Origin of the sequence: Dactylosporangium sp. NPDC006015 (assembly GCF_040614215.1) — a bacterium.
Taxonomy (GTDB): domain Bacteria; phylum Actinomycetota; class Actinomycetes; order Mycobacteriales; family Micromonosporaceae; genus Dactylosporangium; species Dactylosporangium maewongense.
Genome location: NZ_JBEXUD010000002.1, coordinates 432,415 through 456,444 on the forward strand (window position 1 = coordinate 432,415; position 24,030 = coordinate 456,444).

At 69.9% G+C, this 24,030-nt stretch carries 18 protein-coding genes and 1 pseudogene; 5 read left to right on the plus strand and 14 right to left on the minus strand.

Annotated elements, in window-relative coordinates; translation table 11 throughout:
* Positions 1 to 82 precede the first annotated feature (82 nt).
* A complete protein-coding gene (locus ABZ321_RS04985) occupies positions 83 to 880 on the plus strand; it encodes a Dam family site-specific DNA-(adenine-N6)-methyltransferase (protein ID WP_354889448.1) in 798 nt (265 codons plus the stop codon).
* Here ABZ321_RS04985 and eccB read toward each other — a convergent pair.
* Positions 867 to 2,174 (minus strand): type VII secretion protein EccB, encoded by a 1,308-nt coding sequence (eccB, locus tag ABZ321_RS04990; RefSeq protein WP_354889450.1) that lies wholly within the window; start codon positions 2,172 to 2,174, stop codon positions 867 to 869. The two genes, ABZ321_RS04985 and eccB, sit on opposite strands and share 14 nt — an antisense overlap.
* Before the next feature lie 68 nt (positions 2,175 to 2,242).
* Between eccB and eccE the strand changes: the two genes are divergently transcribed.
* The 3 genes and pseudogenes from eccE (at position 2,243) to rarD (ending at position 6,354) form a co-directional block, all read left to right on the plus strand.
* Positions 2,243 to 4,216 carry a type VII secretion protein EccE gene (eccE, locus tag ABZ321_RS04995; RefSeq protein WP_354889452.1) on the plus strand — a complete coding sequence of 658 codons (1,974 nt, stop codon included), beginning with the start codon at positions 2,243 to 2,245 and terminating at the stop codon, positions 4,214 to 4,216.
* 712 nt (positions 4,217 to 4,928) lie between these two features.
* A pseudogene (locus ABZ321_RS05000) lies at positions 4,929 to 5,288 on the plus strand (phage holin family protein); the annotation flags it as partial.
* Positions 5,289 to 5,427: 139 nt separating this feature from the next.
* Complete coding sequence (gene rarD, locus ABZ321_RS05005) at positions 5,428 to 6,354, plus strand: EamA family transporter RarD (RefSeq protein WP_354889454.1); 927 nt, start codon at positions 5,428 to 5,430, stop codon at positions 6,352 to 6,354.
* A gap of 15 nt (positions 6,355 to 6,369) precedes the next feature.
* Here rarD and ABZ321_RS05010 read toward each other — a convergent pair whose 3' ends face one another.
* Positions 6,370 to 7,131 (minus strand): zf-HC2 domain-containing protein, encoded by a 762-nt coding sequence (locus tag ABZ321_RS05010; RefSeq protein WP_354889456.1) that lies wholly within the window; start codon positions 7,129 to 7,131, stop codon positions 6,370 to 6,372.
* A 19-nt stretch (positions 7,132 to 7,150) separates the two neighbouring features.
* A complete protein-coding gene (locus ABZ321_RS05015) occupies positions 7,151 to 7,675 on the minus strand; it encodes a sigma-70 family RNA polymerase sigma factor (protein ID WP_344509041.1) in 525 nt (174 codons plus the stop codon).
* A 142-nt stretch (positions 7,676 to 7,817) separates the two neighbouring features.
* Between ABZ321_RS05015 and ABZ321_RS05020 the strand changes: the two genes are divergently transcribed.
* Positions 7,818 to 9,944 carry a PhoX family phosphatase gene (locus ABZ321_RS05020; RefSeq protein WP_354889458.1) on the plus strand — a complete coding sequence of 709 codons (2,127 nt, stop codon included), beginning with the start codon at positions 7,818 to 7,820 and terminating at the stop codon, positions 9,942 to 9,944.
* Between the two features lie 51 nt (positions 9,945 to 9,995).
* Here the strand turns inward: ABZ321_RS05020 and ABZ321_RS05025 are convergent, their stop codons facing one another.
* From ABZ321_RS05025 to nuoF, 11 genes are all read right to left on the minus strand, one after another.
* A complete protein-coding gene (locus ABZ321_RS05025) occupies positions 9,996 to 10,775 on the minus strand; it encodes an IclR family transcriptional regulator C-terminal domain-containing protein (protein WP_344509037.1) in 780 nt (259 codons plus the stop codon).
* Between the two features lie 402 nt (positions 10,776 to 11,177).
* Positions 11,178 to 12,200 carry a polyprenyl synthetase family protein gene (locus tag ABZ321_RS05030; RefSeq protein ID WP_344509035.1) on the minus strand — a complete coding sequence of 341 codons (1,023 nt, stop codon included), beginning with the start codon at positions 12,198 to 12,200 and terminating at the stop codon, positions 11,178 to 11,180.
* A 103-nt stretch (positions 12,201 to 12,303) separates the two neighbouring features.
* Positions 12,304 to 13,839: an NADH-quinone oxidoreductase subunit NuoN gene (gene nuoN / locus ABZ321_RS05035; protein ID WP_344509033.1), complete on the minus strand. Its 1,536-nt coding sequence runs from the start codon at positions 13,837 to 13,839 to the stop codon at positions 12,304 to 12,306.
* Entirely contained in the window at positions 13,836 to 15,365 is a 1,530-nt protein-coding gene (locus ABZ321_RS05040; RefSeq protein ID WP_344509031.1) for an NADH-quinone oxidoreductase subunit M, read from the minus strand. Before ABZ321_RS05040 ends, nuoN begins: the two co-directional genes overlap by 4 nt.
* Positions 15,362 to 17,272 (minus strand): NADH-quinone oxidoreductase subunit L, encoded by a 1,911-nt coding sequence (gene nuoL, locus ABZ321_RS05045; RefSeq protein WP_354889461.1) that lies wholly within the window; start codon positions 17,270 to 17,272, stop codon positions 15,362 to 15,364. Before nuoL ends, ABZ321_RS05040 begins: the two co-directional genes overlap by 4 nt.
* A 10-nt stretch (positions 17,273 to 17,282) precedes the next feature.
* Complete coding sequence (gene nuoK / locus ABZ321_RS05050; RefSeq protein ID WP_344509027.1) at positions 17,283 to 17,582, minus strand: NADH-quinone oxidoreductase subunit NuoK; 300 nt, start codon at positions 17,580 to 17,582, stop codon at positions 17,283 to 17,285.
* The gene (locus tag ABZ321_RS05055) at positions 17,579 to 18,349 is read right to left on the minus strand and encodes an NADH-quinone oxidoreductase subunit J (protein ID WP_354889706.1); all 771 of its coding nucleotides are present in this window, start codon (positions 18,347 to 18,349) and stop codon (positions 17,579 to 17,581) included. The genes nuoK and ABZ321_RS05055 overlap by 4 nt, the downstream gene beginning before the upstream one ends.
* An 8-nt stretch (positions 18,350 to 18,357) precedes the next feature.
* Positions 18,358 to 18,906, minus strand: coding sequence for an NADH-quinone oxidoreductase subunit NuoI (nuoI, locus tag ABZ321_RS05060; protein WP_344509025.1), 549 nt, complete (start codon positions 18,904 to 18,906; stop codon positions 18,358 to 18,360).
* Entirely contained in the window at positions 18,903 to 20,252 is a 1,350-nt protein-coding gene (gene nuoH / locus ABZ321_RS05065; RefSeq protein ID WP_354889463.1) for an NADH-quinone oxidoreductase subunit NuoH, read from the minus strand. Before nuoH ends, nuoI begins: the two co-directional genes overlap by 4 nt.
* Entirely contained in the window at positions 20,249 to 22,708 is a 2,460-nt protein-coding gene (locus tag ABZ321_RS05070) for an NADH-quinone oxidoreductase subunit G (RefSeq protein WP_354889465.1), read from the minus strand. The genes nuoH and ABZ321_RS05070 overlap by 4 nt, the downstream gene beginning before the upstream one ends.
* Positions 22,708 to 24,024 (minus strand): NADH-quinone oxidoreductase subunit NuoF, encoded by a 1,317-nt coding sequence (nuoF, locus tag ABZ321_RS05075; protein WP_344509370.1) that lies wholly within the window; start codon positions 24,022 to 24,024, stop codon positions 22,708 to 22,710. The genes ABZ321_RS05070 and nuoF overlap by 1 nt, the downstream gene beginning before the upstream one ends.
* Positions 24,025 to 24,030 lie beyond the last annotated feature (6 nt).

The window sequence follows — 24,030 nt, forward strand, 5'->3', positions numbered from 1 at the left end:
GGCAGTCACCGATCCGCAACCAGACGTGATTCCTCCCTGTGGATAACTTCCGGCATTTCGCCGCTCCTTTACGATGGTGCGCGTGGCGGATGGCCGGTCGTTCATCAAGTGGGCCGGTGGGAAGACCCGGTATGCGACACAGTTGATCGCGATGGCGCCACCGTTCACGGGGCGCTATTGGGAGCCCTTCATGGGCAGTGCCGCGGTGTTCTTCGAGTTGCGGCCGGCCAAGGCGGTGCTGTCGGACGCCAATCCCGAGCTCGTCGCCTGTTTCCGCGCCGTGGCCGCGCATCCGGAAGCGGTCATGCGGCGGCTGGACGCGCTGCCCAACACGGCCGAGCGGTTCGCCGCGGTCCGGGCGCAGAATCCCGACGATCTGACCGACATCGAGCGGGCCGCCCGGGTGATCTACCTCAACAAGACCGCGTTTCGCGGGCTTTGGCGGGTCAATCGACGGGGCGGGTTCAACGCACCTTATGGCGCTTACGACCGCCCGTACTATCGCCGGGAAACGCTGCTCGCGGCGTCGGCGGCACTCGCCGGGGTGGACATCCGGCTGTGCGATTTCGAGGAGCCGCTGCGTGAGGCGGCGGCGGGCGACTGGGTGTTTCTCGACCCGCCGTATCTGCCCGAGGGCGGGTTCGCGGATTTCAAGCGGTACACGCCGGGGCAGTTCCGCGACACGGACCACGAGCGCCTCGCCGCCGCGATGCGGGCCGCCACCGGACGCGGAGTCCTGATCACCATGACCAACAGCGACACCGACGCCACCCGTCGCATCTACGGCGACTTCACCGCCACGACGATGGCCACGCGCCGCGACATCAACCTGCGGTCCGACGCGCGGGCCAGCTCGGACCTGATCCTCACGAACTACTGAGCGCGACCTCCGGGTCGAGCGCCGGTCCGGCCGGCAGCAGCGCGACGAACTCGCCGGGCACCATGACCGGCTCCACGCCCTGATAGCCGAGGCCGGACAGGACGCCCGCCACGGGAAGGGCGTGCCTGCGGCCGAGATCGGTGACCAGTGTGAGGTTTCCGGAGTCGGTACGGACGAGCGCGCCCCCACCCGGCGCCACCACGATCCGGTCGGCCAGCACCGCGCCCGAGGCCGACGCCGAGGACGTCTGCAGTGCGGCCCCGAGGTCGGGCAGCGTGTTGCCGGTCGTGATGGTTGCCTCGCTGGTCGTACACGCGACGCCGGAGACATCGTCGAGAAGCTCAGGCACCTCGGAGGGCAGGCCGGCGCCGGACGCGAGCGGGTGGACGGGCCGGTCCCCGACCAGCGCGGCGAACTCCCCCGGCGTCAGCGGCTGTGGCCTGACCTGCAGGAGCGCGGCCTGCAGCGGGGTCACCGAGGCGAGCCCGCCGGCCGTCACGACGAACGCGTCGGCCCTGTCCCCGGTGCGGACCTCGAACAGCTGCCCGACCGTGCCCGCGGCGACCTTGCGCCCACGGTCGGCGATGTCGGGGACGACCAGGTCAGGGCCTGATGGGATGGCGTGCAGGAGCGCCTGGGCGACCTTGGCCTGGCCGCGTCCCGACCACACCAGCGCGGGCAGGACGCTCCCAGGCTGTCTGATGAGGTGTTTTCGCCCGTGTACGACCAGGTACAGGCTTTCTGTCGTTCCTTTCGCCAGCAGCGCCCCGGTCCCGAGCGGCGCGCCGTCGCGTGGCGCGTTCGCGCCGACGAACAGCACCGACTCGCCCTGCTGCGCGCAGACTGCCCATGTCCCGCGGTGGAGGCTCTTCGCGGGCGGCAGCGACGCGGGCGCGCCCGGGATGCCGAGCGGCGCGCCGCGGGGCGCCCCGGCCAGCGCCTTCCTGCCGACCGACACGGTTTTCGCTCCGGCGCGGTTGATGATGAGCAGCGCGGACGCCTGATTCAGGACTGGATGGACGCGTTGGTCGCGATACACAAATAGTGCGCCCGACTCCTTCTCCACAATGATCGCTGTTTCGTCGCGCCATTTGCCGGAGGTGCCGGGGACGATCAGCGCATAAGCCGCGGCGCCTCCGATGCCGAGCGCCGCGAGTAGCACGCCGACCAGCGTTGCCCCTGCTACGCGCCGAAACGGCGATCTCGGCGGGTCGCCCTCGCGCATGACCAACGCGGCCACGACCCGCTGGACCATGAACTGATACGAATGCAGCTGGTCCTGCCGCGACGCCATGCAGCCCCTCCGAAAATGTCGTACCGGCGCTCTACGATATTCCGTGGATCGCATAGGCGGGGGGCGATATGAGGAAGGTCCTGTACGTGGTGCTGGCGCAGGCCGCGCTGGCGCTGTCCGTCCTGGCGTGGACGGTGCACCCGGCGTGGGCCCTGGGGTTGGTGGTGGCGCCGGTCGGCCTGCTCGCCCGCTCGCGTGGCACCGCTGTCCGGCCCTTCATGACGTCCGTCGACATCGACGGCGTCGCCGCGGGCGTGGTGGAGGACGCCGACGGTCTGGCCGCGATGATCCAGGTCGGCAACCTGTCCGACCTGCTCGGCGACGCCCCGCCGCCGCTCCCGCCACTGAGCACGCTGCTGCCCCCGCCCGCCCCGGACCTTCCGGAGCTACGCGTCCAGCTGCTGATCAGCGCGACCGCCGCCCTCGACCGCGACGCGTCCCCCTCCGCGGTGTCCTACCGGCAGCTCACCGACGGCCAGGTCCTCGCACACCAGCGGGTCCTGTTGTGCGTGCGCGCCCGCCGCGCCGGCGGCTTTCAGCGCGAGGACCTGGAGCACACCCTCGTCGCCGCGGTCCGCCGCGTGTGCCGCCAGCTCACCAAGGCCCACCTGCCCGCCCACCCCCTCTCAGCACCGTCGGCCTCGGCCGCGCTCGCGGAGACCGCCGGCGACCGGCCCGGCCTGCCGACCCGCGAGACGAGGCGCGGCCTGGAGGTCGGCGGCCTGCACCAGGCGGTGTTCAGGCTGCGCCGCCGCCCGCGGGAAGGCCCGTTCGCCACGCATCTGCTGACGCTGCCGTGCGCCGCCGTGACGGTCGCCCTCACCGCCGCCGGCGACGACCCGTGCCGCGCCGAGCTGACGATCCGCCTCGCGGCCCCGACCCCGGCCGCCCTGGACCGGGCGACCGCCGCGCTGCACCGCCTGGCCACCACCCACGACGCCGCCGTCACCCGCCTGCGCGGCGCCCAGCTCGACGGGCTGGCCGCCACGCTCCCCCTCGGCGGCGGCGCCCCGTCGAGCACCGCCGCGCTCGCCGGCCTGCTCACCGGCCGCGACGACCTGACCCCCGACGGCACCCCGGCCCGACCCGTCACCGCCGCCGACCTCGCCTCCCTCCAGCCCACCCCCGCCCCGGCCGGCCTGATGCTCGGCCGCGACCGCCGCGGCGCTCCCGCCGTCATCCACCCGTTCCGCGCCCAGCCCACCCGCGCCGTCCTGATCGGCGGCGCCCGCTGCGCCCAGCTCCTGACCCTGCGCGCCCTGGCCGTCGGCGCCCACGTCACGATCCAGTCGTCCCGCCCCGACACCTGGTCCCCGTTCCTGCGCTCCCTCACCGGCGAGCAGATCACCCTGCTCCCAGCAACCCAGCCCGCCGCCCTCCCCGCCCCAACCCCCACCCACCCCCAACTCCTGATCCTCGACCTCGACGCCGCCCCCACCGCCCGACCCGCGGCCGCTGCTCACCGCACTCCCACCGCCAGCTCCAGGCCCGCCGCCACCCCTGCTCACGCCAACAGCCCCAGATCTGCCTCAACGCCCGCTGCCAGCTCCAGGCCCGCCGCCGCTACTCACGCCGACGGCCATGAACCCGCTCCCGCGCCCACTTCCACCATCGGCTCCAGGCCTGCCGCCACCCCTGCTCGCGCCAACGCCCCCAGACCCGCTCTCACGTCCACACCTGCGCCGTCGACCGGCTTCACTCCCACTCCCGTCGATGGCCCTGACGCAGATCTCGTTGTCGGAGCCGGCTTCCCGGCCATCTCGACCGAGTCCGCCTGGCGCGCCACCCTCGTGATCCGTGACGGGCTGACGCTCGCCGATGCCGACCTGCTGACCGAGGCCGACCTCGTCTTCCTTCAGCCCCTGACCCCAGCCGAGGCCACCATCACCACCGACGTCCTCGGCCTGACCGCTTCAGCCTCCTGGCTGACCCGCATCCCACCCGAGATGCTCGGCACCGTGATCAACCACCACACCCTCCGCTGGACCCACCTGTCCCCAACCCCCATCGAGCTCCAGCTCATCGGCCGCGCCACCCGCTGACCCAGGCCACCTTGCGCGTGGCCACTCCGTCCTGACCCGACGGACCGCGACCGCTACCAACATCCACGAACTCCACAACGCACATCGCGGCCCACCACACCGGCCTCGTCCTTCTCGAACCCTTGACCCGAGCAAATGCCGCTGTCGCCGCCGATGTCCCTGGTCCAAATGCAGGAGCCGCCTATTCCCCCAAGCTCCAAATCCACCGACGCTTCCCGGGAATGCAACCCCCGGGCCTTGGAGATGCGCAGAAGGGCACCAGGATGCAGCAGCTCACCGCGTCCCGATCGGGCTTGACGGCCGTCGGCGCTTGTTCGGTGCAGCCGGCTGGGGCAAACGGCGAGGGTCGATGGCTGGACTCGATGGGGCACGGCGGACGCCGGGCACCGGATGCGGCGCGCATGCGCGGAAGCCGCCGCCTCGCGCCGCAGGCGCGCGGTAAGCGCAGCGCGCAGGCGGTGCGAGCGCAGCGAGCATCGGGGTGCGGGTGAGAATCCCCACCGGAACCCGCCGCGACAGCGGTGGGCGGAAACACAGCGGTCGGGTGAGAAGCCCCGCCGGGACCCGCCGCGCCAGCGGTGGGGCGGAAACACAGCGGTCGGGTGGGAAGCCCCGCCGGGACCCGCCGCGCAGCGGTGGGGCGGACGTACAGCGGCGGAAGTACAGCGTCGCAGCTAGCACCACCTTGGTGGGGCGTGGCACGATCACCCGCATGGGAATCCTGATCCGGCTCGGCGTGAGTGCGTTCACGGTGTGGCTGGCAACGCTGGTGATCCCGGGCATCACTGTTGGGGGGACGACTGGGCGGACGGTGCTCACCGTGCTCGTCGTCGCCGCGATCTTCGGGATCGTCAATGCGGTGTTGCGCCCGATCATCAAGACCATTGGGTGCTGGGCGTATCTGCTGACGCTCGGACTGATCTCGCTGGTCGTCAACGGGCTGCTGTTGATGCTGACGAGCTGGATCGCCGAGCAGTTGGACCTGGCGTTCCACGTCGAGAACTTCTGGCCGTCGGCGGTGCTCGGGGCGCTGTTCATCGGGATCGTCAGCTGGGTCATCAACCTCGTGATCCCGGACGGTGGCGACAAGGACCGAAACCAGCGCCGGCAGCCCCCGCCGTCGCGGCAGCAGCAGTACTACCCCCGCAACTACAGGTAGGCGAACGACCCGGTGAGGGGCGGTTGGCCGACCGCCCCTTACGGTAAGAGGCGTGGAACCGCTGCGCCGTGGGTATTTGTCCGCATTGTCCGCCAACATCATGTGGGGCGTGTTCCCGCTGTACTTCCGGGCGCTGCGGCCGGCGGGGGCGGTGGAGGTGCTCGCGCACCGGATCGTGTGGTCGCTGATCTCGGTGGCGGTGCTGCTGACCGTCCTGTCGCGGTGGAAGACCCTGAAGGCGCTGGTCAAGGACGGCAAGCGGCTCGCCGGGATCGCCGCGGCGGCGGTGTTCATCGCCGTCAACTGGGGTGTCTACATCTTCGCCGTCGACACCGACCACGTGGTCGAGGCGTCGCTGGGGTACTTCATCAACCCGCTGTTCGTGATCCTGCTCGGCGTGCTGGTGCTGCGCGAGCGGTTGCGGCGGCTGCAGTGGGTCGCGCTCGGCGTCGGTCTGGTCGCCGTCGTCGTGCTGAGCGTGGACAACGGGCGGTTGCCGTGGATCGCGCTGACGCTGGCCGGTTCGTTCGGGACGTACAGCCTGATCAAGAAGCGGCTCGGGCTGCCCGCCGGTGAGGGGCTGTTCCTGGAGTCGGCGGTGCTGACGCTGCCGGCGCTCGCGTTCCTGGCGTGGCTGGCGAGCCGGCACCAGGAGACGTTCGGCACAGTGTCGACCTGGCACACGATCATGCTGGCGGGCAGCGGCCTGCTGACCGCGGTGCCGTTGCTGCTGTTCGCGGAGGCGGCGAACCGGGTGCCGCTGTCGGGTCTCGGGATCCTGCAGTACCTGACGCCGACGCTGCAGCTGCTGCTGGGCGTGCTGGTGTTCCACGAGCCGATGCCGCCGGTGCGGCTGGCCGGGTTCGCCGTCGTGTGGTGCGCGCTCGCGATCTTCACCGCCGACGCGATCCGGCACAGCCACAAGCGAAGGGCGGCCGCCGTGAAGGAACCGGCGACCGCCGTCCGTGAAGCGGTGTGAGTCAGACGACGAAGGTCAGGCGTCGAGGGCGAGCAGAGGCGTGCCGTCCGCCCCGCGGATCTCGATCTTCTCGATGTTGTCGCGCCGGAACTGGCTGTGCGCCTTGAGCTCGTACTCGTCGCCGGCGCCGGCGGTCCACGAGTCGAGCTCCTCGGGCTCGCCGGACTTCGGCACGACGTAGAGCTTGTACGTCCACTTGCCGTAGCCACCGCCGGGCTTGTAGGCGCACCGCATCCGCACGAGGGTGCCGTCGTCGAGCCCTTCGATCGCGAGGCTGGCGGTCACCGGTACCGTCGCCGCGACCTCCTGCATGGCCACGAAATCGGGCTGTCCGAGCCCTGCGGACCGCACCCCGAGCACGGCGAGCACGCCCAGGCAGGCGGCGACGAGCGCCGTCCCCGCGGTCTGCCAGCGACGGCGGCGCCGCTCGGTGCGCCGGCTGTGCCGCGCCCGGTCGAGCACCCGCGGCAGCAGCGGATCAGCCCCCGAAGCATCGGCCGGCGAAGGAACGGCGGACGGACCGGCCCACGAAGACGAAGGCGAAGACGCGACCGACGGACCGGCCCACGAAAGGTCCGAAGACGAGGACGAAGACGAGAGCGAGGACGGCGGCACAGCCGAGGGACCGGCCCACGAAGCGACGCCAGGATCAAGCTTGCCGAGCAGCTCCGGCAGGTCGCCGAACTCCGCCACCTCCGCCTGGCACTCCGCACAGCTCGCCAGGTGCCGCTCATACGTGTCGCGCTCCTCGGGCGACAGCGCCCCGAGCACGTACACGGCCGAGTCATGGAGGTGTTCACACCTCATTGCCCACCCCCAACTCCTCCAGGACGACCTTCAGCGAACGCAGTGCGTAGTAGGTCCGCGACTTGACGGTGCCCGGGGGCACGCCCAGTCGTTCGGCCGCCTCGGCGACCGAGCGTCCCTGGTAGAAGCACTCCACCAGGACCTCGCGGTGCGGTCGGGAAAGCCGGTTCAGTGCCTCCGCCAGGACCCAGGACTCCACCGCGCGCTCGGTCTCGTCGACCGCGACCGGAGCCTCCGGCAGCTGGTCGGTGAAGACCTCGCCGACCCGCGCGGAGCGTCGCCGCCACGCGTCGATGGCAAGGTTCCGAGCGGTGGTGAAGAGCCAGGCCCGCACCGAGCCGCGCGCCGGGTCGAGCGCCTCCGGGTGTTGCCAGGCCCGCAGCAGGGTCTCCTGCACGAGGTCCTCGGCCCGTTGACGGTCTCCGCCGGTCATTCGCAGCGCGTGGGCGAGCAGCGCGTCTCCGTGCTCCTTGTGGAGCGCCTTCAGCAGCAGGTCAGCATCGTCTGTACTCACGCTTTGGCACTATCCGCATCCCTTCCACTGGCTTCTACGCACTAATACGCACAGCGGTTCAAGGCGGCGTCACATGTCATTCACCCGACATCCCTAGGGTCGCGTGTCATCCCCCGTCGCTGATCAGGATCAGGAGCCCGTAATGTCGGATACCCATCGCCGGCCGTTACCGTTCATCGGCGCGGCCAACGTGACGCACGGCGGCCGTGACCGAATGACCTGCCTGTACCGCTGTGGCAACGCCTGCGAGCACCCGGTGCCGAACCAGTCCGACAACCCGTACTTCACCGACCAGGTGAACGCGGTGTCGCGGCGGGGCGTCATGCGCGCCGGCGCGCTGGTGCTGGGCCTGGCCGGGGCGGGAGCCGCCGTCGGGACGCCCGCGTTCGCCGCGCCGGCTGGGGAGGCCGTCGAGCCTGACGTGGTGGTGCCCGAGTTCGACACGTTCGCGGCGAAGAGCCCCGAGCCGTCGCAGCTGACGTTCAAGGCGGTCACGCCCAACCAGGTCGACGGCATCGTCGTCCCCAACGGGTACGACCACGCCGTCGTCATCAAGTGGGGCGACGAGGTCGTGCCGGGCGCGCCGCGGTTCAACGTCGCGAAGCAGTCCGCCGACGCGCAGTCGAAGCAGTTCGGCTACAACAACGACTTCGTCGCGGTGCTGCCGCTGGACCGCCGGGGCGAGCGGGCGCTGCTCGTGTGCAACCACGAGTACACCAACGAAGACCTGATGTTCCCGAACTTCCCGGGCATCGACGGGCTGTCGGTCGAGCAGCTGCGCACCGCGATGGCGGCGCACGGCATGTCGGTGGTCGAGCTGGAGCGGGTCGGCGACTCGGGTCGCTGGACCCCGGTGTCGCGCGGGTCGCGGCGGTACAACCGCCGGATCACCGCACTGGCGACGCACTTCAAGATGACCGGCCCCGCGGCCGGCCACGCCCTGCTGAAGACCGCGGCGGACCCGTCGGGCCGCGACGTCATCGGCACGCTCAACAACTGCGCCGGCGGCGTGACCCCGTGGGGCACGATCCTGTCGGGCGAGGAGAACTTCAACCAGTACTTCGTCGGCGCCGAGACCGCCGTCGAGCCGGCGAAGACCCGGTTCAACCGGTACGGCATCGACACGGTCAACCACTACCCGTCAGGCAGCCGCAAGTGGGACCGCGCCGACGCCCGCTTCGACCTGACGAAGAACCCGAACGAGGCCAACCGCTTCGGCTGGGTCGTCGAGATCGACCCGTTCACGCCGGGCTCCACCCCGCGCAAGCACACCGCGCTGGGCCGCGTGAAGCACGAGGGCGCCAACATCATCATCGCCAAGAACGGCAAGGCCGTGGCGTACATGGGCGACGACGAGCGTTTCGACTACCTGTACAAGTTCGTGTCGGACAAGAAGTTCGACAGCGGGAAGTCCTACTTCGCCCGCCGGCACAACCTGACGCTGCTGGAGTCGGGTTCGCTGTACGTGGCGAAGCTCGGCTTCACGTCGGCGGCGGAGATCGACGGCAGTGGCAAGCTGCCCGCCGACGGCGCGTTCAACGGCACCGGCGAGTGGGTCGCGCTGGTCAAGGACGGCAGGTCGCAGGTCCCCGGCATGTCGGTCGAGGAGGTGCTGATCTTCACGCGCCTCGCGGGTGACGCGGTCGGCGCGACCAAGATGGACCGCCCCGAGGACGTCGAGCCCAACCCGAAGACCGGCAAGATCTACGTCGCGCTGACGAACAACACCGCGCGCGGCCCGGCCGGCAAGGCGCCCGCCGACGAGGCGAACCCGCGCACGAACAACAAGCACGGCCACATCTTCGAGATCACCGAGGACCGGGGCGACCACACGGGCACGACGTTCACCTGGACGATCCCGATCGTCTGCGGTGACCCGAAGGACCCGGCGACCTACTTCATGGGCTTCGACAAGGCCCAGGTGTCGCCGATCTCCTGCCCCGACAACGTCGCGTTCGACGGCGCCGGCAACCTGTGGATCTCCACGGACGGCAACGCGCTCGGCACCAACGACGGCCTGTTCGCGGTGCCGCTCGAGGGTCCGGAGAAGGGCCACCTGAAGCAGTTCCTGACGGTGCCCTACGGCGCCGAGACCTGCGGCCCGTGGATCCACGGCGACAACAAGAGCGCGTTCGTCGCGGTGCAGCACCCGGGTGAGATCACCGGCGCCTCGATCGAGAAGCCGGCGTCGAACTGGCCCGACGGCGACTTCGCCAAGCCGGGCGTCGCGGTGGCGTGGCGGGTGGACGGCCGCAACATCGGCGTCTGAGCCGTATCTCTGTGGCGGGTGTCTCCCCTGTACGAGGGGGAGGCACCCGCTTCACTGTTCGGCCAGGACCGTCGCCAGGTGGTGCGCGGTGGCCAGCAGGCGGGTCCGCACGACCTTCGCCGATGACATCAGCTCGGCGGGCGGCAGCGCGCACGCCAGCACGACCCGGCGGTCGGGGTCGCGGTCGTTGACGACCATGACGGCCGCGCAGGCGAGGCCCTGGCGGAACTGGCCGATCTCGATCTGCATGCCGCGGCGGTCGCCGGCGGCGAGGTCGGAGTCGAGCGCCTCGGGCGAGGTCAGCGTCGCCGAGGTGTAGGCGCGCATCCCGTACTCCTTCAGGAACCGCCACCGCTGGTCGGCGCTCATCGTCGCGAGCAGCGCCTTGCCCAGCGCGGTCGCGTGCGCGGCCTCGTCGTAGCCGGGCACCAGGTCGTCGAGCGGCGGCGTCCGCGGGCCCTCGGCAGCGGCCGTCACGGCGATCCTGCCGCCGATGAAGCGCCCCAGGTAGTGGCTGTACCCCGTCTCGGCGGCGGCGCGGCGCAGCCGGTCCGTGACGGCGCTGGGCCCCCGGAACGCGAGCACCAGCTCCCGGTAGCGGTCGGCGATCTCCAGGCCGACCACGTAGGTGCCGTTCTCGCGGCGGATGACGTAGCCCTCGTACGCGAGGGTGCGCACCAGGTGATAGGTAGTAGCGACCGTGAAGTCACATCGCCTGGCGATCTGCTTCACGGTGAGGCCGCGTGGTGACTGACCCACGGCCTCCAAGACTCGTAGTGCCCTCGAAACGCTCCGGATGAGGTCCGAGGGTTCGGCCTGTGGATCCCGCACCGCCGCCCTCCCCAGCCGCAGCAGTAACTGGATTCACACCATATGAAACTGGAGCGGGTCCAGGGAACACTTTGATCATTTCTGGAGCCAGGTCAGGGAATCCGACGGCTCTACACATAGCGATGAATAGCCCATTCTGGACATGGGTCATGTGCAGTCACGTTGTCGACACGCCGTGTAGCGTGAGTAATGCTCAGGCCGCGACCGTGGCATCTGTGGAAGTAATGGGTGTCCGCTTGAGTAACCGTCGCGCGAGTTCCGCCAAGCCGCTCCTGGCTGTCATCACGCCGTTGCGAGTTGTTGCGGGGGCAGGTACCGGCGCCAGGTTGCTATGAGCAATATGGCTGGACATGCCGAAGCCCCGGTGCGGTCGTCGTGACCGCCCCGGGGCTTCGGAAAGGATCAGTTGGTGCGGTCGGCGATGAAGTCGCAGAGCGACTCGAGGGCCGCGCGCGCCGGCACGTGCGGCAGCGGGGCCAGGGACGCCCGTGCGCGGTCGGCATAGCCACGGACGGTCTCGCGGGCCTGCTTCAGCGCCGCGGACTCCCGGAGCAGCCCCAGCGCCTCCGCGTGCAGCGCGTCGTCGGTGACCGGCCCCGCGGACAGGATCTCGCGGAGGCGGATCGACGCGGCGTCGCCGTCACCGGAGGCCAGCGCGTAGAGCACCGGCAGGGTCGGCACGCCCTCGCGGAGGTCCGTGCCGGGCGTCTTGCCCGACTGGGTGCTCTCGCTGGCGATGTCGATCAGGTCGTCGGACAGCTGGAAGGCGATGCCGAAGGTCTCCGCGAAGGTCGCGAGCGCCTCGATCTCCTCCTCGCTGCAGCCGCCGAACATGCCGCCGAAGCGGGCGCTGGTCGAGATCAGCGAGCCGGTCTTCTGCGAGATGACCCGCAGGTAGTGCGAGATCGCGTCCTCGCCGTGCATCGGGCCGGCGGTCTCGGCGACCTGGCCGTGCACGAGGCGGGAGAACGTGCTCGACTGGATCTTGACCGCCTCGAGGCCGAGCTCGGTGGCGCACGCGGCGGCACGGGCGAAGAGGTAGTCGCCGATCAGGATCGCCAGGGAGTTGCCCCAGCGCGAGTTCGCGCTGGGCGCGCCGCGGCGCACGTCCGCCTCGTCCATGACATCGTCGTGGTAGAGCGTGGCGAGGTGGGTCAGCTCGACCACCGCGCCGGCCATCACGACGTCGCGCGAGCTCGGGTCGCCGAAGTGCGCGGCGAGTGCCACGAGCAGCGGCCGGAAGCGCTTGCCGCCCGCGTTGACCAGGTGGCGGGCCGCCTCGGTCACCAGCGGGTTGGCGCTGTCGACGGAGTCGATCAGCACTGTCTCGACGTCCTTGAGGATCGCCATGACGCTGCTTTCCAGCGCCGAATCGGCGAATGTCAGGCCGACAGACGCACCCGATTGCACGGTTCCCGTACTCACCACAGCTCCAACGATGCCATAGCCTGTCCGATCAGCTTGCGGCGCCCTTCATACAGCGACGTCCCCACGTGGTTGGCCACGGGGGACGTCACGGTGTGCGGGGCTATTTTCCGAAGAATGCCCCGGCGTGCTCGGTCGCATCGAGCAGCACGCTCGGGGCGACACCAAGCACCAAGGTCGCGACGGTCCCGATGACCAGCGCCGCTGCCGTCATCGCGCCCGGGATCGACACCGCAGGGGTGGTCTCGCCCGGCTCCGACAGCCACATCATGACGACCACCCGCAGATAGGGGAAGGCCAGAATGGCGCTGCTCACCACGCCGGCGATCACCAGCCACGTCTGGCCGGCGTCGATGGCGGAGGCGAAGACGCCGAACTTCGCGGTGAAACCGCTGGTCAGCGGCAGTCCGGCGAAGGCCAGCAGGATGAACGTGAAGAGCGTCGCATACAGCGGCGAACGCTTCCCGAGCCCGGCCCAGCGGGACAGGTGGGTCGCCTCGCCGTCGGCGTCGCGGACCAGGGTCACCACGGCGAACGCGGCGAGCACCGTGAAGCCGTAGGCGACCAGGTAGAACATCGAGCTGGAGACGCCCTTGCTGAACGCGAGGACACCGACGAGCAGGTAGCCGGCGTTGGCGATCGACGAGTAGGCGAGCAGGCGCTTGATGTCGGTCTGCGTGACGGCCAGGATCGCGCCGACGAGCATCGTGATGACCGCCACGGTGCCGAGCACGTCCTGCAGCGCCCACTCGGTGCGGGAGAAGCCGACGTTGACCAGCCGCAGCAGACCGCCGAACGCGGCCACCTTGGTGCAGGCCGCCATGAGCGCGGTGACCGGGGTCGGCGCGCCCTGGTAGACGTCCGGGGTCCACACGTGGAACGGGACCGCGGCGGCCTTGAAGAGCAGGCCGATCGACAGCATCGCCAGGCCGACGTAGAGCAGGATGTCGTCGTTGGCGGAGCTCTGGATCGCGGTGTCGATCGCCTTGAAGTCGACCTGGCCGGCGTACCCGTAGATCAGCGCGATGCCGAAGAGGAAGAACGCCGAGGCGAACGAGCCGAGCAGGAAGTACTTGAGCGCGGCCTCCTGCGAGAGCAGCCGCCGGCGGCGGGCGAGGGCGCACAGCAGGTACAGCGGCAGCGAGAAGACCTCGAGCGCCACGAACATGACCAGCAGGTCGTTGGCGGTGCAGAAGAGCAGCATGCCGCCGAACGCGAACATCGCCAGCGGGAAGACCTCGGTGGCGCCGGCGGTGCGGGTGGCCTGGTCGCGGTCGGCGTCCGTGTTGGCGGTGACCGCGGCCTGCGCGACGAACGCGCCGCCGGTCTCCAGCGTCCGCTCCCCGATCAGCAGCAGCGACACGATGCCGAGGACGATCACCGACGCCGACAGGAACAGGCCCGGCTTGTCGATGGCGACCGCGGTGTGCGCCGTGAGCACCTCCTTGCTGCCCTGGTTGATCACCATGACGAGCGCGGCGACCATGCCGAGCAGCGACAGCGACAGCTGCACGGTGTGCCTGATCCGCCGGGGTACGAAGCCCTCGACGAGCACGCCGACGCACGCGACGCCGAAGAGGATCAGCATCGGCGACAGCGCCGCGTAATCCAGGTGCGGCAGTTGGAGTTTGTCGTTCACTTGCCGGCCTCCACGGTGCCTGCGGTGGCTTTCGGGTCGGTGACGTGCATGTCCGTCATCGTCGCCTTGATCGCCGGGTTGATCACGTCGATGACCGGCTTCGGGTAGAAGCCGAGCACCAGGATCAGCACGATCAGCGGCGTGACGACGACGGCCTCACGCAGCGACAGGTCGCGGGTCATCGCCTTGATCTCGAGCAGCTTCGGGTTCGTGGTGCCCTGCGTGGTGCGCTGGATCATCCAGAGCACGTAGCCGGCGGCCAGGATGATGCCGGCGGTGGCGATGACGGCCACCGTCTTGTTCACCGTGAACGTGCCGATCAGCACCAGGAACTCGGAGACGAACGGCGAGGTGCCGGGCAGTGCGAGCGAGGCGAGACCGGCGATGAAGAAGACGCCGGCGAGGACCGGCACGAGCTTGCCGGCGCCGCCGAAGTCGCTCACCAGGGCACTGCCGCGCCGGCTGACCAGCATGCCGACGACCAGGAAGAGCAGGCCGGTCGCGAGGCCGTGGTTGACCATGTACAGCACGGCGCCGGTGCCCGCCTGGGTGGTGAAGGCGAAGATGCCGATGCCGATGAAGCCGAAGTGGGCGATCGACGTGTAGGAGACCAGCCGCTTCAGGTCCTGCTGACCGATCGCCACCAGCGCGCCGTACACGATGCCGACCAGCGCGAGCGTCAGCCCCAGCCAGGCGAAGTACTTCGAGGCGTTGGGGAACAGCGGCAGGCAGTAGCGCAGGATGCCGAACGTGCCGACCTTGTCCATGACGCCGACGAGCAGCGCCGCCGAGCCGGCCTGCGCGGCGCCACCGGCGTCGGGCAGCCAGGTGTGGAACGGGAAGAACGGCGCCTTGATCGCGAACGCGAGGAAGAAGCCGAGGAACAGCCACCGCTCGGCGGTGACGCTGAAGTCCGCGGACACCAGCGTCTGCCAGTCGAAGGTGTGCCCGCCCAGCACCCACAGCCCGACCACGGCGGCGAGCATGAACAGGCCGCCGACGAGGGAGTACAGGAAGAACTTGACGGCCGCGTACTGCTTCTGGTGACCGCCGTAGGAGCCGATGAGGAAGTACATCGGCACGAGCATGACCTCGAAGAACACGTAGAACAGGAACACGTCCTGCGCGGCGAAGACGCCGATCATCGTGGATTCGAGGGCCAGCAGCAGCGCGAAGTACGCCGGCACCGACCGCTTGCTCTTGTCGGCGTCGTGCCACGAGGCGAGCACGACCAGCGGCACCAGCAGCGCGATCAGCGCGACCATCACCAGGGCGATGCCGTCGACCGCGAACGTGAACTTGGCGCCCCACTGCGGGATCCAGGTGTACGACTCGCGGAACTGGAACCGGGCGCCGTCGGGCTTGAACTGCAGCCACAGCCCGACGGTCAGCGCCAGGATCAGCAGCGACCAGCCGAACGCGGCGCGTTTGGCCAGCTCCGGCTTGTCCTTCGGCAGGAACGCGATCCCGGCGGCGCCGACGAGCGGCGCGACCGTGAGCACGGTCAGGTACGGAAAGGAGCTCATCCGAACGTCACCGCCAGCATGGCGGCCACCACGAGCACCGCGCCTCCAAGGATGGACAGGGCATAGGAGCGCACGAAACCGGTCTGCGCCCGGCGGAGCCGGCCGGAGCCGCCGCCCACACCCGCGGCGAGGCCGTTGACCAGCCCGTCGATGCCGCGGTTGTCGAGGTAGACCAGCGCGCGGGTCAGGTAGCGGCCGGGCGCCTCGAAGACCGCCTCGTTGAACGAGTCGGTGTAGAGGTTCTTGCGGGCCGCCGTGACCAGCACGCCGGCCGGCTGCTCCTGCAGGGCGGTGCCCTTGTTGAACAGCGCGACGGCCAGGCCGGCACCGGCGAGCGTCACCACGATCGAAAGGATCGTGATCAGCGTGTGGCCCATGACCGGCTCGTGCTCGACGTGCTCGCTGCCGTAGACCGGGGTCAGCCACTCGGGCACCGACGTCGACAGCAGATAGCCGGCGCCGACCGAGCCGACCGCCAGCAGGATCAGCGGGATCGTCATGATCTTCGGCGACTCGTGCGGGTGCCGGATGTCGTCGGTCCACCGCTCAGGGCCGTGGAACGTCAGCCAGAAGAGCCTGGTCATGTAGAACGCGGTCAGCCCGGCGCCCAGCAGGGCCGCGCCGCCGAACAGCCACGCGGTCCAGCCCTCGCGCTCGAACGCCGCGACGATGATCGGCTCCTTGGAGAAGAAGCCCGACAGCGGCGGAATGCCGATGATCGCGAGCCAGCCGAGGCCGAACGTGATCCAGGTGATCTTCATGTACTTCCACAGCCCGCCGAAGCGGCGGATGTCGGTCTGGTCGTGCATCCCGTGCATGACCGAACCGGCGCCGAGGAACATGCCGGCCTTGAAGAAGCCGTGCGCGAGCAGGTGGATCAGGGCGAGTGCGTAGGCGGCGCCGCCGAGCCCGACACCCAGGAACATGTAGCCGATCTGGCTGACCGTCGACCAGGCCAGGACCCGCTTGATGTCGTCCTTGGCGGTGCCGATGATGCAGCCCATCAGCAGCGTCAGCGCGCCGACCGCGACCACGACCGTCTGCGCCGTGGAGTTGGCGTCGAAGATCGCGTGCGACCGGGCGACCAGGTAGACGCCGGCGGTGACCATCGTGGCGGCGTGGATGAGCGCCGACACCGGGGTCGGGCCCTCCATGGCGTCCGGGAGCCAGGCCTGAAGCGGGAACTGGCCGGACTTGCCGGCCGCGCCGAGCAGCAGCAGGAGCGCCATCGTCAGGATCACGCCGCCGCTGAGCTTGTCGACGTTGTTGAAGACCTCGGCGTAGTCGACCGTGCCGAGGTAGGCGAACATCATGAAGATGGCGATCGCGAAACCGGCGTCACCGACGCGGTTCATCAGGAACGCCTTCTTACCGGCGGTCGCCGCGCTCGGGCGCAGGTACCAGAACGAGATCAGCAGGTAGGACGCGAGACCGACGCCCTCCCAGCCGAAGTAGAGCATCACGTAGTTGTTGCCGAGGACCAGCAGCAGCATCGCCGCGACGAACAGGTTGAAGTAGCCGAAGAACTTCCGGCGACCCGGGTCGTGGTCCATGTAGCCCACCGCGTACAGGTGGATCAGCGAACCGACACCCGTGATCAGCAGGACGAACATCGCCGACAGCGGGTCGAACAGCAGACCCAGCTCGACCTTGAAGTCCCCGACGCCGATGTAGTCCCACAGCTTCAGCTCGACGCCGCTGCGGTTCTCCAGCCCGCGGAGCGTGAAGAAGTAGGTCAGTCCCAGCACGAAGGACGTGGCGACGCTGAGCACGCCGAGCCAGTGTCCCCAACGGTCGGCGCGCTTGCCGAGCAGCAGCAGCACTGCCGCGCTCGCCAGCGGGATCGCGACGAGCAGCCAGAACGAGCCCAGCCACCCGGACGCCGCCGTGTAGGCGATTTGTTCCACAACCCGCTCCCTAGTACTTCAGCAGGTTCGCGTCGTCGACGCTTGCGGAGCGTCGAGTCCGGAAGATCGACATGATGATCGCCAGGCCGACGACGACCTCGGCTGCCGCGACGACCATGACGAAGAACGCCATGATCTGGCCGTCGAGCGAGCCGTTGATCCGGCTGAACGTGACCAGCGCGAGGTTGGCCGCGTTGAGCATGAGCTCGATGCACATGAACAGCACGATGGCGTTGCGCCGGATGAGCACACCCACCGCGCCGATCGTGAACAGGATCGACGCCAGGACGATGTAGTACGTCGGTGTCACTTCTCGGTCCCCTTCGGTGCGACGTCTGCCGACGTCAACTCCCGGGTCGGGAGGATCTTGGAGATGCTGCGGTCCGACGGGGTGCCGTCGGGCAGCCGCGCGGGCGTCGCCACCGAGTCGGAGGTGGCGAACACGCCCGGGCCGGGCTTCGGCGCGGGGTAGTTGCCCGGCCGGAACCGGGCGAGCATCCGCTCCGGCTGGCTGACCTTGTCTTCCTTGCGCTTCTCGATGTGCGCCAGGATCATCGCGCCCACCGCCGCCGTGATCAGCAGCGCCGAGGTCACCTCGAAGACGAACACGTACTTGGTGAAGATGAGGCTGGCCAGGCCGGTCACGTTGCCGGCCGCGTTCGCCTCGGCCAGCCCCTTCGGGCTGCTCCCGCCGAGCGCGCGGTACAGCCCCATGCCCATCAGCAGGGCCAGCCCGACGCCGAGCAGGATCGCCACCATCCGCTGGCCACGCAACGTCTCGATCAGCGAGTCCGAGGAGTCGCGGCCGACGAGCATCAGCACGAACAGGAACAGCATCATGATGGCGCCGGTGTAGACGATGATCTGCACCATGCCGATGAACGGGCCGGCCTGCAGGACGTAGAACACGCCCAGGCACAGCATCGTGATCACCAGGAACAGCGCGGAGTGCACCGCGTTGCGCGCCCAGACCATGCCGATGGCGCCGAGGACCGCGATCGGGGCGAGGATCCAGAAGGTGGCGGCCTCGCCGCCCTTCACGTCACCCGCGGCGGCCAGCAGGTTCAGGGCTTCCAGGGAGTGGTTCACGCCTGGCCCCCCTTGTAGTGCTCGGCGCCCGCGGACGTGCCGGGGTTCTCGAGCGCGCCGACGTAGTAGTCCTTCTCGGTGTCGCCGAGACGCATGTCGTGCGGCGGGCGCTCCATGCCCGGCAGCAGCGGCGCGAGCAGCATCTCCTTGGTGAAGATGAGGTCGCGCCGGTTGTCGCGGGCCAGCTCGTACTCGTTGCTCATGGTCAGCGAGCGGGTCGGGCAGGCCTCGATGCACAGTCCGCAGAAGATGCAGCGGGCGTAGTTGATCTGGTACGTCTGGGCGTACCGCTCACCGGGCGAGAAGCGCTCGTCCTCGGTGTTGTCGGCGCCCTCGACGAAGATCGCGTCCGCGGGGCACGCCCACGCGCACAGCTCACAGCCGATGCACTTCTCCAGGCCGTCCGGCCACCGGTTGAGGATGTGCCGGCCGTGGTACCGCGGGGCCGGAGGCTTGCGCTGCTCCGGGTACTCCTCGGTCACCACCTTCTTGAACATGTGCGAGAAGGTGACCCCGAACCCCTTGAGGGTTCCACCGATGCTCATGCTGACTCCTTGCCGGTCGAGACGGGCTCCCGCTCGACGATCACGCGCTTGGCCCGCGGGCTGGGCGGGACCTCAAGGTTGAGCGGCGGCAAGGGGAAGCCCTTGCTGCCACCGACCCGGCCGCCCGGGTGTGCCTCCGGGATCTCGACGACCGTGGCGCCGCGCCGCGACAGGACGACCGCCACCAGGCCGAGCGCCAGGGCCGCGACGATGATCGCGACGGAGACGCCGAACTTGCTCATCGAGCTGAGGCTGTCGGTGTTGATCGTCAGCAGGATGCCGGCGAGGGTCAGGATCCAGATCAGGTTGGCCGGGATGAGGACCTTCCAGCCGAACCGCATGAACTGGTCGTACCGCAGGCGGGGCAGCGTGCCGCGCAGCCAGACGAACACGAACAGCAGCAGCAGGACCTTGATGGTGAACCAGAGGACCGGCCACCAGCCCTGGTTGGCGCCGTCCCACAGCGAGATCGGCCACGGTGCCCGCCAGCCGCCGAGGAACAGCGTCGTGCACAGGCCGGAGACGGTGACCATGTTGACGTACTCGGCGAGGAAGAACAGCGCGAACTTCAGCGACGAGTACTCGGTGTGGAAGCCGCCGACGAGCTCCGACTCGGCCTCGGGGAGGTCGAACGGCGCCCGGTTCGTCTCACCGACCGCGGAGGTGAAGTAGATGAGGAAGCTGGGCAGCAGCAGGATGCCGTACCAGGCGGGCAGGTCAGCGCTCCAGCCGCCGATGTCGACGGTGCCGTTGCCGGCCTGCCTCTCCACGATCTGCGAGGTCGACATCGTGCCGGAGACCAGGAAGACCGAGACGATCGACAGGCCCATCGCGACCTCGTACGAGATCATCTGGGCGCTGGAGCGCAGGCCGCCGAGCAGCGGGTAGGTCGAGCCGGAGGCCCAGCCGCCGAGCACGACGCCGTAGATGCCCATCGACGAGCACGCCAGCACCAGCAGGACGGCCACCGGGATGTCGGTGAGCTGCAGCGGGCTGTGGTGGCCGAAGATCGACACCGTCGGGCCGAACGGGATCACCGAGAACGCGGTGAACGCGCAGATCGTGGAGATCACCGGCGCGAAGAAGAAGACCACCTTGTCCGCGAGCCGCGGCATGATGTCTTCCTTGAACGCCAGCTTCAGGCCGTCGGCGAGCGACTGCAGGAGGCCGAACGGGCCGTTGCGGTTCGGCCCCGGGCGGACCTGCATCCGGGCGACGACCTTGCGCTCGTACCAGATGGCGAAGAGCGTCATGACGACCAGGAACGCGAAGATCACGACGACCTTGGCGAGCACCAGCCACCAGGGGTCTTTGCCGAACTGGTCGAGGTTCGCGGCGAGGATCATGAGTTGGTACCCCCAGTGCTGATCTCGACCAGCGCGCCTTCGGCCACGCCGAGCGTGCGCCGCAGGGTCGAGCCGGGCGAGTTCGTCGGGACCCAGACGACGCGATCGGCCATGTCGGTGACCAGCGCCGGCAGGGTGATCGCGCCCCGTGCCGTGCCGACCGTCACCGGGTCACCGTCGGCGACCCCGAGGTCGGCGGCGGTGCTCTTGGAGATCCGCGCGACCGGCGTGCGGGCGGTGCCGGCCAGGTGGCCGTCGCCGTCCTGCAGCGAGCCGCTGTCGATCAGGTGGTGCCAGGACGCCAGGATCGCCTGGCCGCCGGCCGGCGTGGCGGCCACACCCGCGGCCACCGTCGGCACCTCGGCCCGGACGCTGGCGCGCAGCGCGGCACCGGCCGTGGCGGTGCCCGGCAGCGGCAGCTCCGCGAGCGTGGCGAGCTGCGCCCGCGCCGCGTCGACGTCGCCGACACCCAGCTCGATGCCCAGCTCACGGCCGAGCGCGTCCAGCACGCGGGCGTCGCTCATCGCGGCCGTCTTCAGCACCGTGATGAACGGCCGGACCCGGCCTTCCCAGTTGACGTAGGAGCCGCTCTTCTCGACCGCCGGGGCGATCGGCAGGACCACGTCGGCGCGCTTGGCGACGGCGCTGAGCCGCAGCTCCAGGCTGACCACGAACCCGACCGCGTCGAGCGCCTCCTCGGCCGCCCGCGGGTCGGCCAGGTCGCCCGTGTCGACGCCGCCGACGAGCAGCCCGCCGAGCTGGCCGGCCTTCGCGGCGGCGATGATCGCGTCGGTGTCCCGTCCCGACGCGCTGGGCAGGACGCCCGCGTCGAGCTGCCACGCGACGGCGACCTCGCTGCGCGCGGCCGGGTCGTACACCGGACGGCCACCCGGCAGGAGGGTCGGCAGCGCGCCGGCCTCGACCGCGCCGCGGTCACCCGCGCGCCGTGGCACCCAGGCGAGCTTGGCGCCGGTCTCCGTGGCGATCCGCGCCGCGGCGGACAGGCCGCCCTCGACGCTCGCCAGCCGCTCGCCGACGAACAGGATCGCGCCCTCGGCCGACAGCGCCTCGCGCAGCTGCTCGGACCCGCCGAGCACCTCCGCCTCGGCGCCCGGCGCGGTGAGCAGGACGGTCGCGCCGAGCTTCTCGAACCCGCGGCTGACGAACGGGGCGACCGCGTAGCTGGCCAGCCCCCGCTTCAGGTAGGTCTTACGGGCCCGCAGGTAGATGATCGGGCACTCTTCCTCGGGCTCCAGCCCGACGAAGACGACCGCGCCGGCGCGCTCGATGTCGGCGTACGTGACCTCGACCTGGCCGGCCACCGACGAGCCGAGGAACTCGGTCTCCTCCGTGGACAGCGGGCGGGCCCGGAAGTCGATGTCGTTGGTGCCGAGGGCGACCCGGGCGAACTTCGAGTACGCGAACGCGTCCTCGACCGTCAGCCGGCCGCCGGTCAGGACGCCGACGCCGCCGTTGTCCTTCGCCGCGGCGAGCCCGGCGGCCGCGACGGTGAGGGCCTCGGGCCAGCTCGCCTCGCGCAGCTCACCGGTCTTCGCGTCGCGCACCAGCGGCTTGGTCAGCCGGTCGGTGGCGTTGGTGTACTGGAACGCGAAGCGGCCCTTGTCGCAGTTCCACTCCTCGTTGACCGCCGGGTCGTCGCCCGCCAGGCGGCGCATGACCTTGCCGCGGCGGTGGTCGGCCCGCTGGTCACAGCCGGCCGCGCAGTGCTCGCACGCGTTCGGCGTGGAGACCAGGTCGAACGGCCGGGCCCGGAAGCGGTACTGCGCGCTGGTGAGCGCGCCGACGGGGCAGATCTGGATCGTGTTGCCGGAGAAGTACGAGTTGAACGGCGCGTCGTCCTCGGGCGACTCGGGGTTGCCCCGGAAGACGCCGATCTGCTCGTTGGACGAGCGCTCCATGAGGTCGATGAACTTGTCGCCGGCGATCTCGTCGGAGAACCGGGTGCAGCGCTGGCACAGCACGCACCGCTCGCGGTCGAGCAGCACCTGGGTGCTGATCGGCAGCGGCTTCGGGTACTCCCGCTTGTGCTCGACGAACCGGCTCTCGGCCTGGCCGTTGCTCATCGCCTGGTTCTGCAGGGGGCACTCGCCGCCCTTGTCGCAGACCGGGCAGTCCAGCGGGTGGTTGATCAGGAGGAACTCCATGATGCCCTCTTGGGCCTTCTTGGCCACGTCGGAGGTCATCTGGGTGCGGACCACCATGCCCTCGGCGACCGGCTGCGTGCACGAGGCCACCGGCTTGCGCTGGCCCTCCACGTCGACCAGGCACTGGCGGCAAGCGCCGGCGGGAGCCAGCAGCGGGTGGTCGCAGAAGCGGGGGATGGAGATGCCGATCTGCTCGGCGGCCCGGATGACGAGGGCGCCCTTGGGTGCCTCGACCTCGATGCCGTCGATGGTCAGCTTGACCGTCTCGACCTTCGGAACGACGTCCGTCATCAGTGGGCTCCTACCAGTTCGCCCTTGAACATCGGGGCCTTGCGGCCTTCGATGTAGTCCAGGTAGTCCTGCTTGAAGTACTTGATCGAGGACGTCACCGGGCTGGTGGCACCGTCACCGAGCGCGCAGAAGGAGCGCCCGAGGAGGTTGTCGCAGGCGTCCAGCAGGGTGTCGAGGTCCTGGTGGGTGCCCTGGCCGGCGAGGATGCGGTGCAGGATCCGCACCATCCAGTAGTTGCCCTCGCGGCACGGCGTGCACTTGCCGCAGGACTCGTGGTGGTAGAAGGCGATCCACCGGTACGTCGCGTAGACGATGTCGTCCTGGTCGGAGAACACCTGGACGGCGGTGGTGCCGAGCATCGTGCCGACGCCCGCCATGCCTTCGAAGTCCATCGGCACGTCGAGGTGCTCGTCGGTGAGCATCGGCGTCGAAGAGCCGCCCGGCGTCCAGAACTTCAGCTCGTGGCCGGCCTGCATGCCGCCGGCCAGGTCGATGAGCTGCCGCAGCGTGACGCCGAGACCGCACTCGAACTGGCCGGGGTTGTTGACCCGTCCCGAGATCGAGTAGATCTTCGGGCCGGGCGACTTCTCGGTGCCCATGCTGCGGAACCAGGCCGAGCCGCCGAGGACGATGTACGGGACGCTGGCGATCGTCTCGACGTTGTTGACGACCGTCGGCGACGCGTAGAGCCCGTGCGTCGCGGGGAACGGCGGCCGCAGCCGGGGCTGGCCGCGGTACCCCTCCAGCGAGTCCAGCAGCGCTGTCTCCTCGCCGCAGATGTACGCGCCGGCGCCGCTGTGGACGACCAGGTCGAGGTCGAAGCCGCTGCCGAGGATGTTCTTGCCGAGGTACCCCTTGGCGTACGCCTGCTCGACCGCGGCACGCAGGCGGCGGGCGGAGTGGACGGCCTCGCCGCGGATGTAGATCGCGGCGAAGTTGGCCCGGATGGCGTAGGAGGCGATGATGACGCCCTCGACCAGCGCGTGCGGGTCGGCCATCATCAGCGGCAGGTCCTTGCAGGTGCCCGGCTCGCCCTCGTCGGCGTTGACCACGAGGTAGTGCGGCTTGCCGTCGTTCTGCGGGATGAAGCCCCACTTCATGCCGGTGGGGAAGCCGGCGCCGCCGCGGCCGCGCAGGCCCGAGTCCTTGACCAGCTGGATCAGCTCGTCAGGGTGGGCCTTGAACGCCTTGCGCAGCGCGGTGTAGCCGTCGAGCCGCTCGTACACGTCGATCTTCCACGCGTCGGGCGAGAGCCAGCGCTTGGTCAGCACCGGCGTCAGCTTCGACAGCGACTCCTGGGAGGGCTGGTAGTCCAGCGTCAC

Bases quoted from the DNA above. Each gene is read 5' to 3' on its own strand.
- eccB (WP_354889450.1), bottom strand. From the start codon at position 2,174: ATGGCGTCGCGGCAGGACCAGCTGCATTCGTATCAGTTCATGGTCCAG.
- eccE (WP_354889452.1), top strand. From the start codon at position 2,243: ATGAGGAAGGTCCTGTACGTGGTGCTGGCGCAGGCCGCGCTGGCGCTG.
- ABZ321_RS05020 (WP_354889458.1), top strand. From the start codon at position 7,818: ATGTCGGATACCCATCGCCGGCCGTTACCGTTCATCGGCGCGGCCAAC.
- ABZ321_RS05040 (WP_344509031.1), bottom strand. From the start codon at position 15,365: ATGAGCTCCTTTCCGTACCTGACCGTGCTCACGGTCGCGCCGCTCGTC.
- nuoI (WP_344509025.1), bottom strand. From the start codon at position 18,906: ATGAGCATCGGTGGAACCCTCAAGGGGTTCGGGGTCACCTTCTCGCAC.
- nuoH (WP_354889463.1), bottom strand. From the start codon at position 20,252: ATGATCCTCGCCGCGAACCTCGACCAGTTCGGCAAAGACCCCTGGTGG.
- ABZ321_RS05070 (WP_354889465.1), bottom strand. From the start codon at position 22,708: ATGACGGACGTCGTTCCGAAGGTCGAGACGGTCAAGCTGACCATCGAC.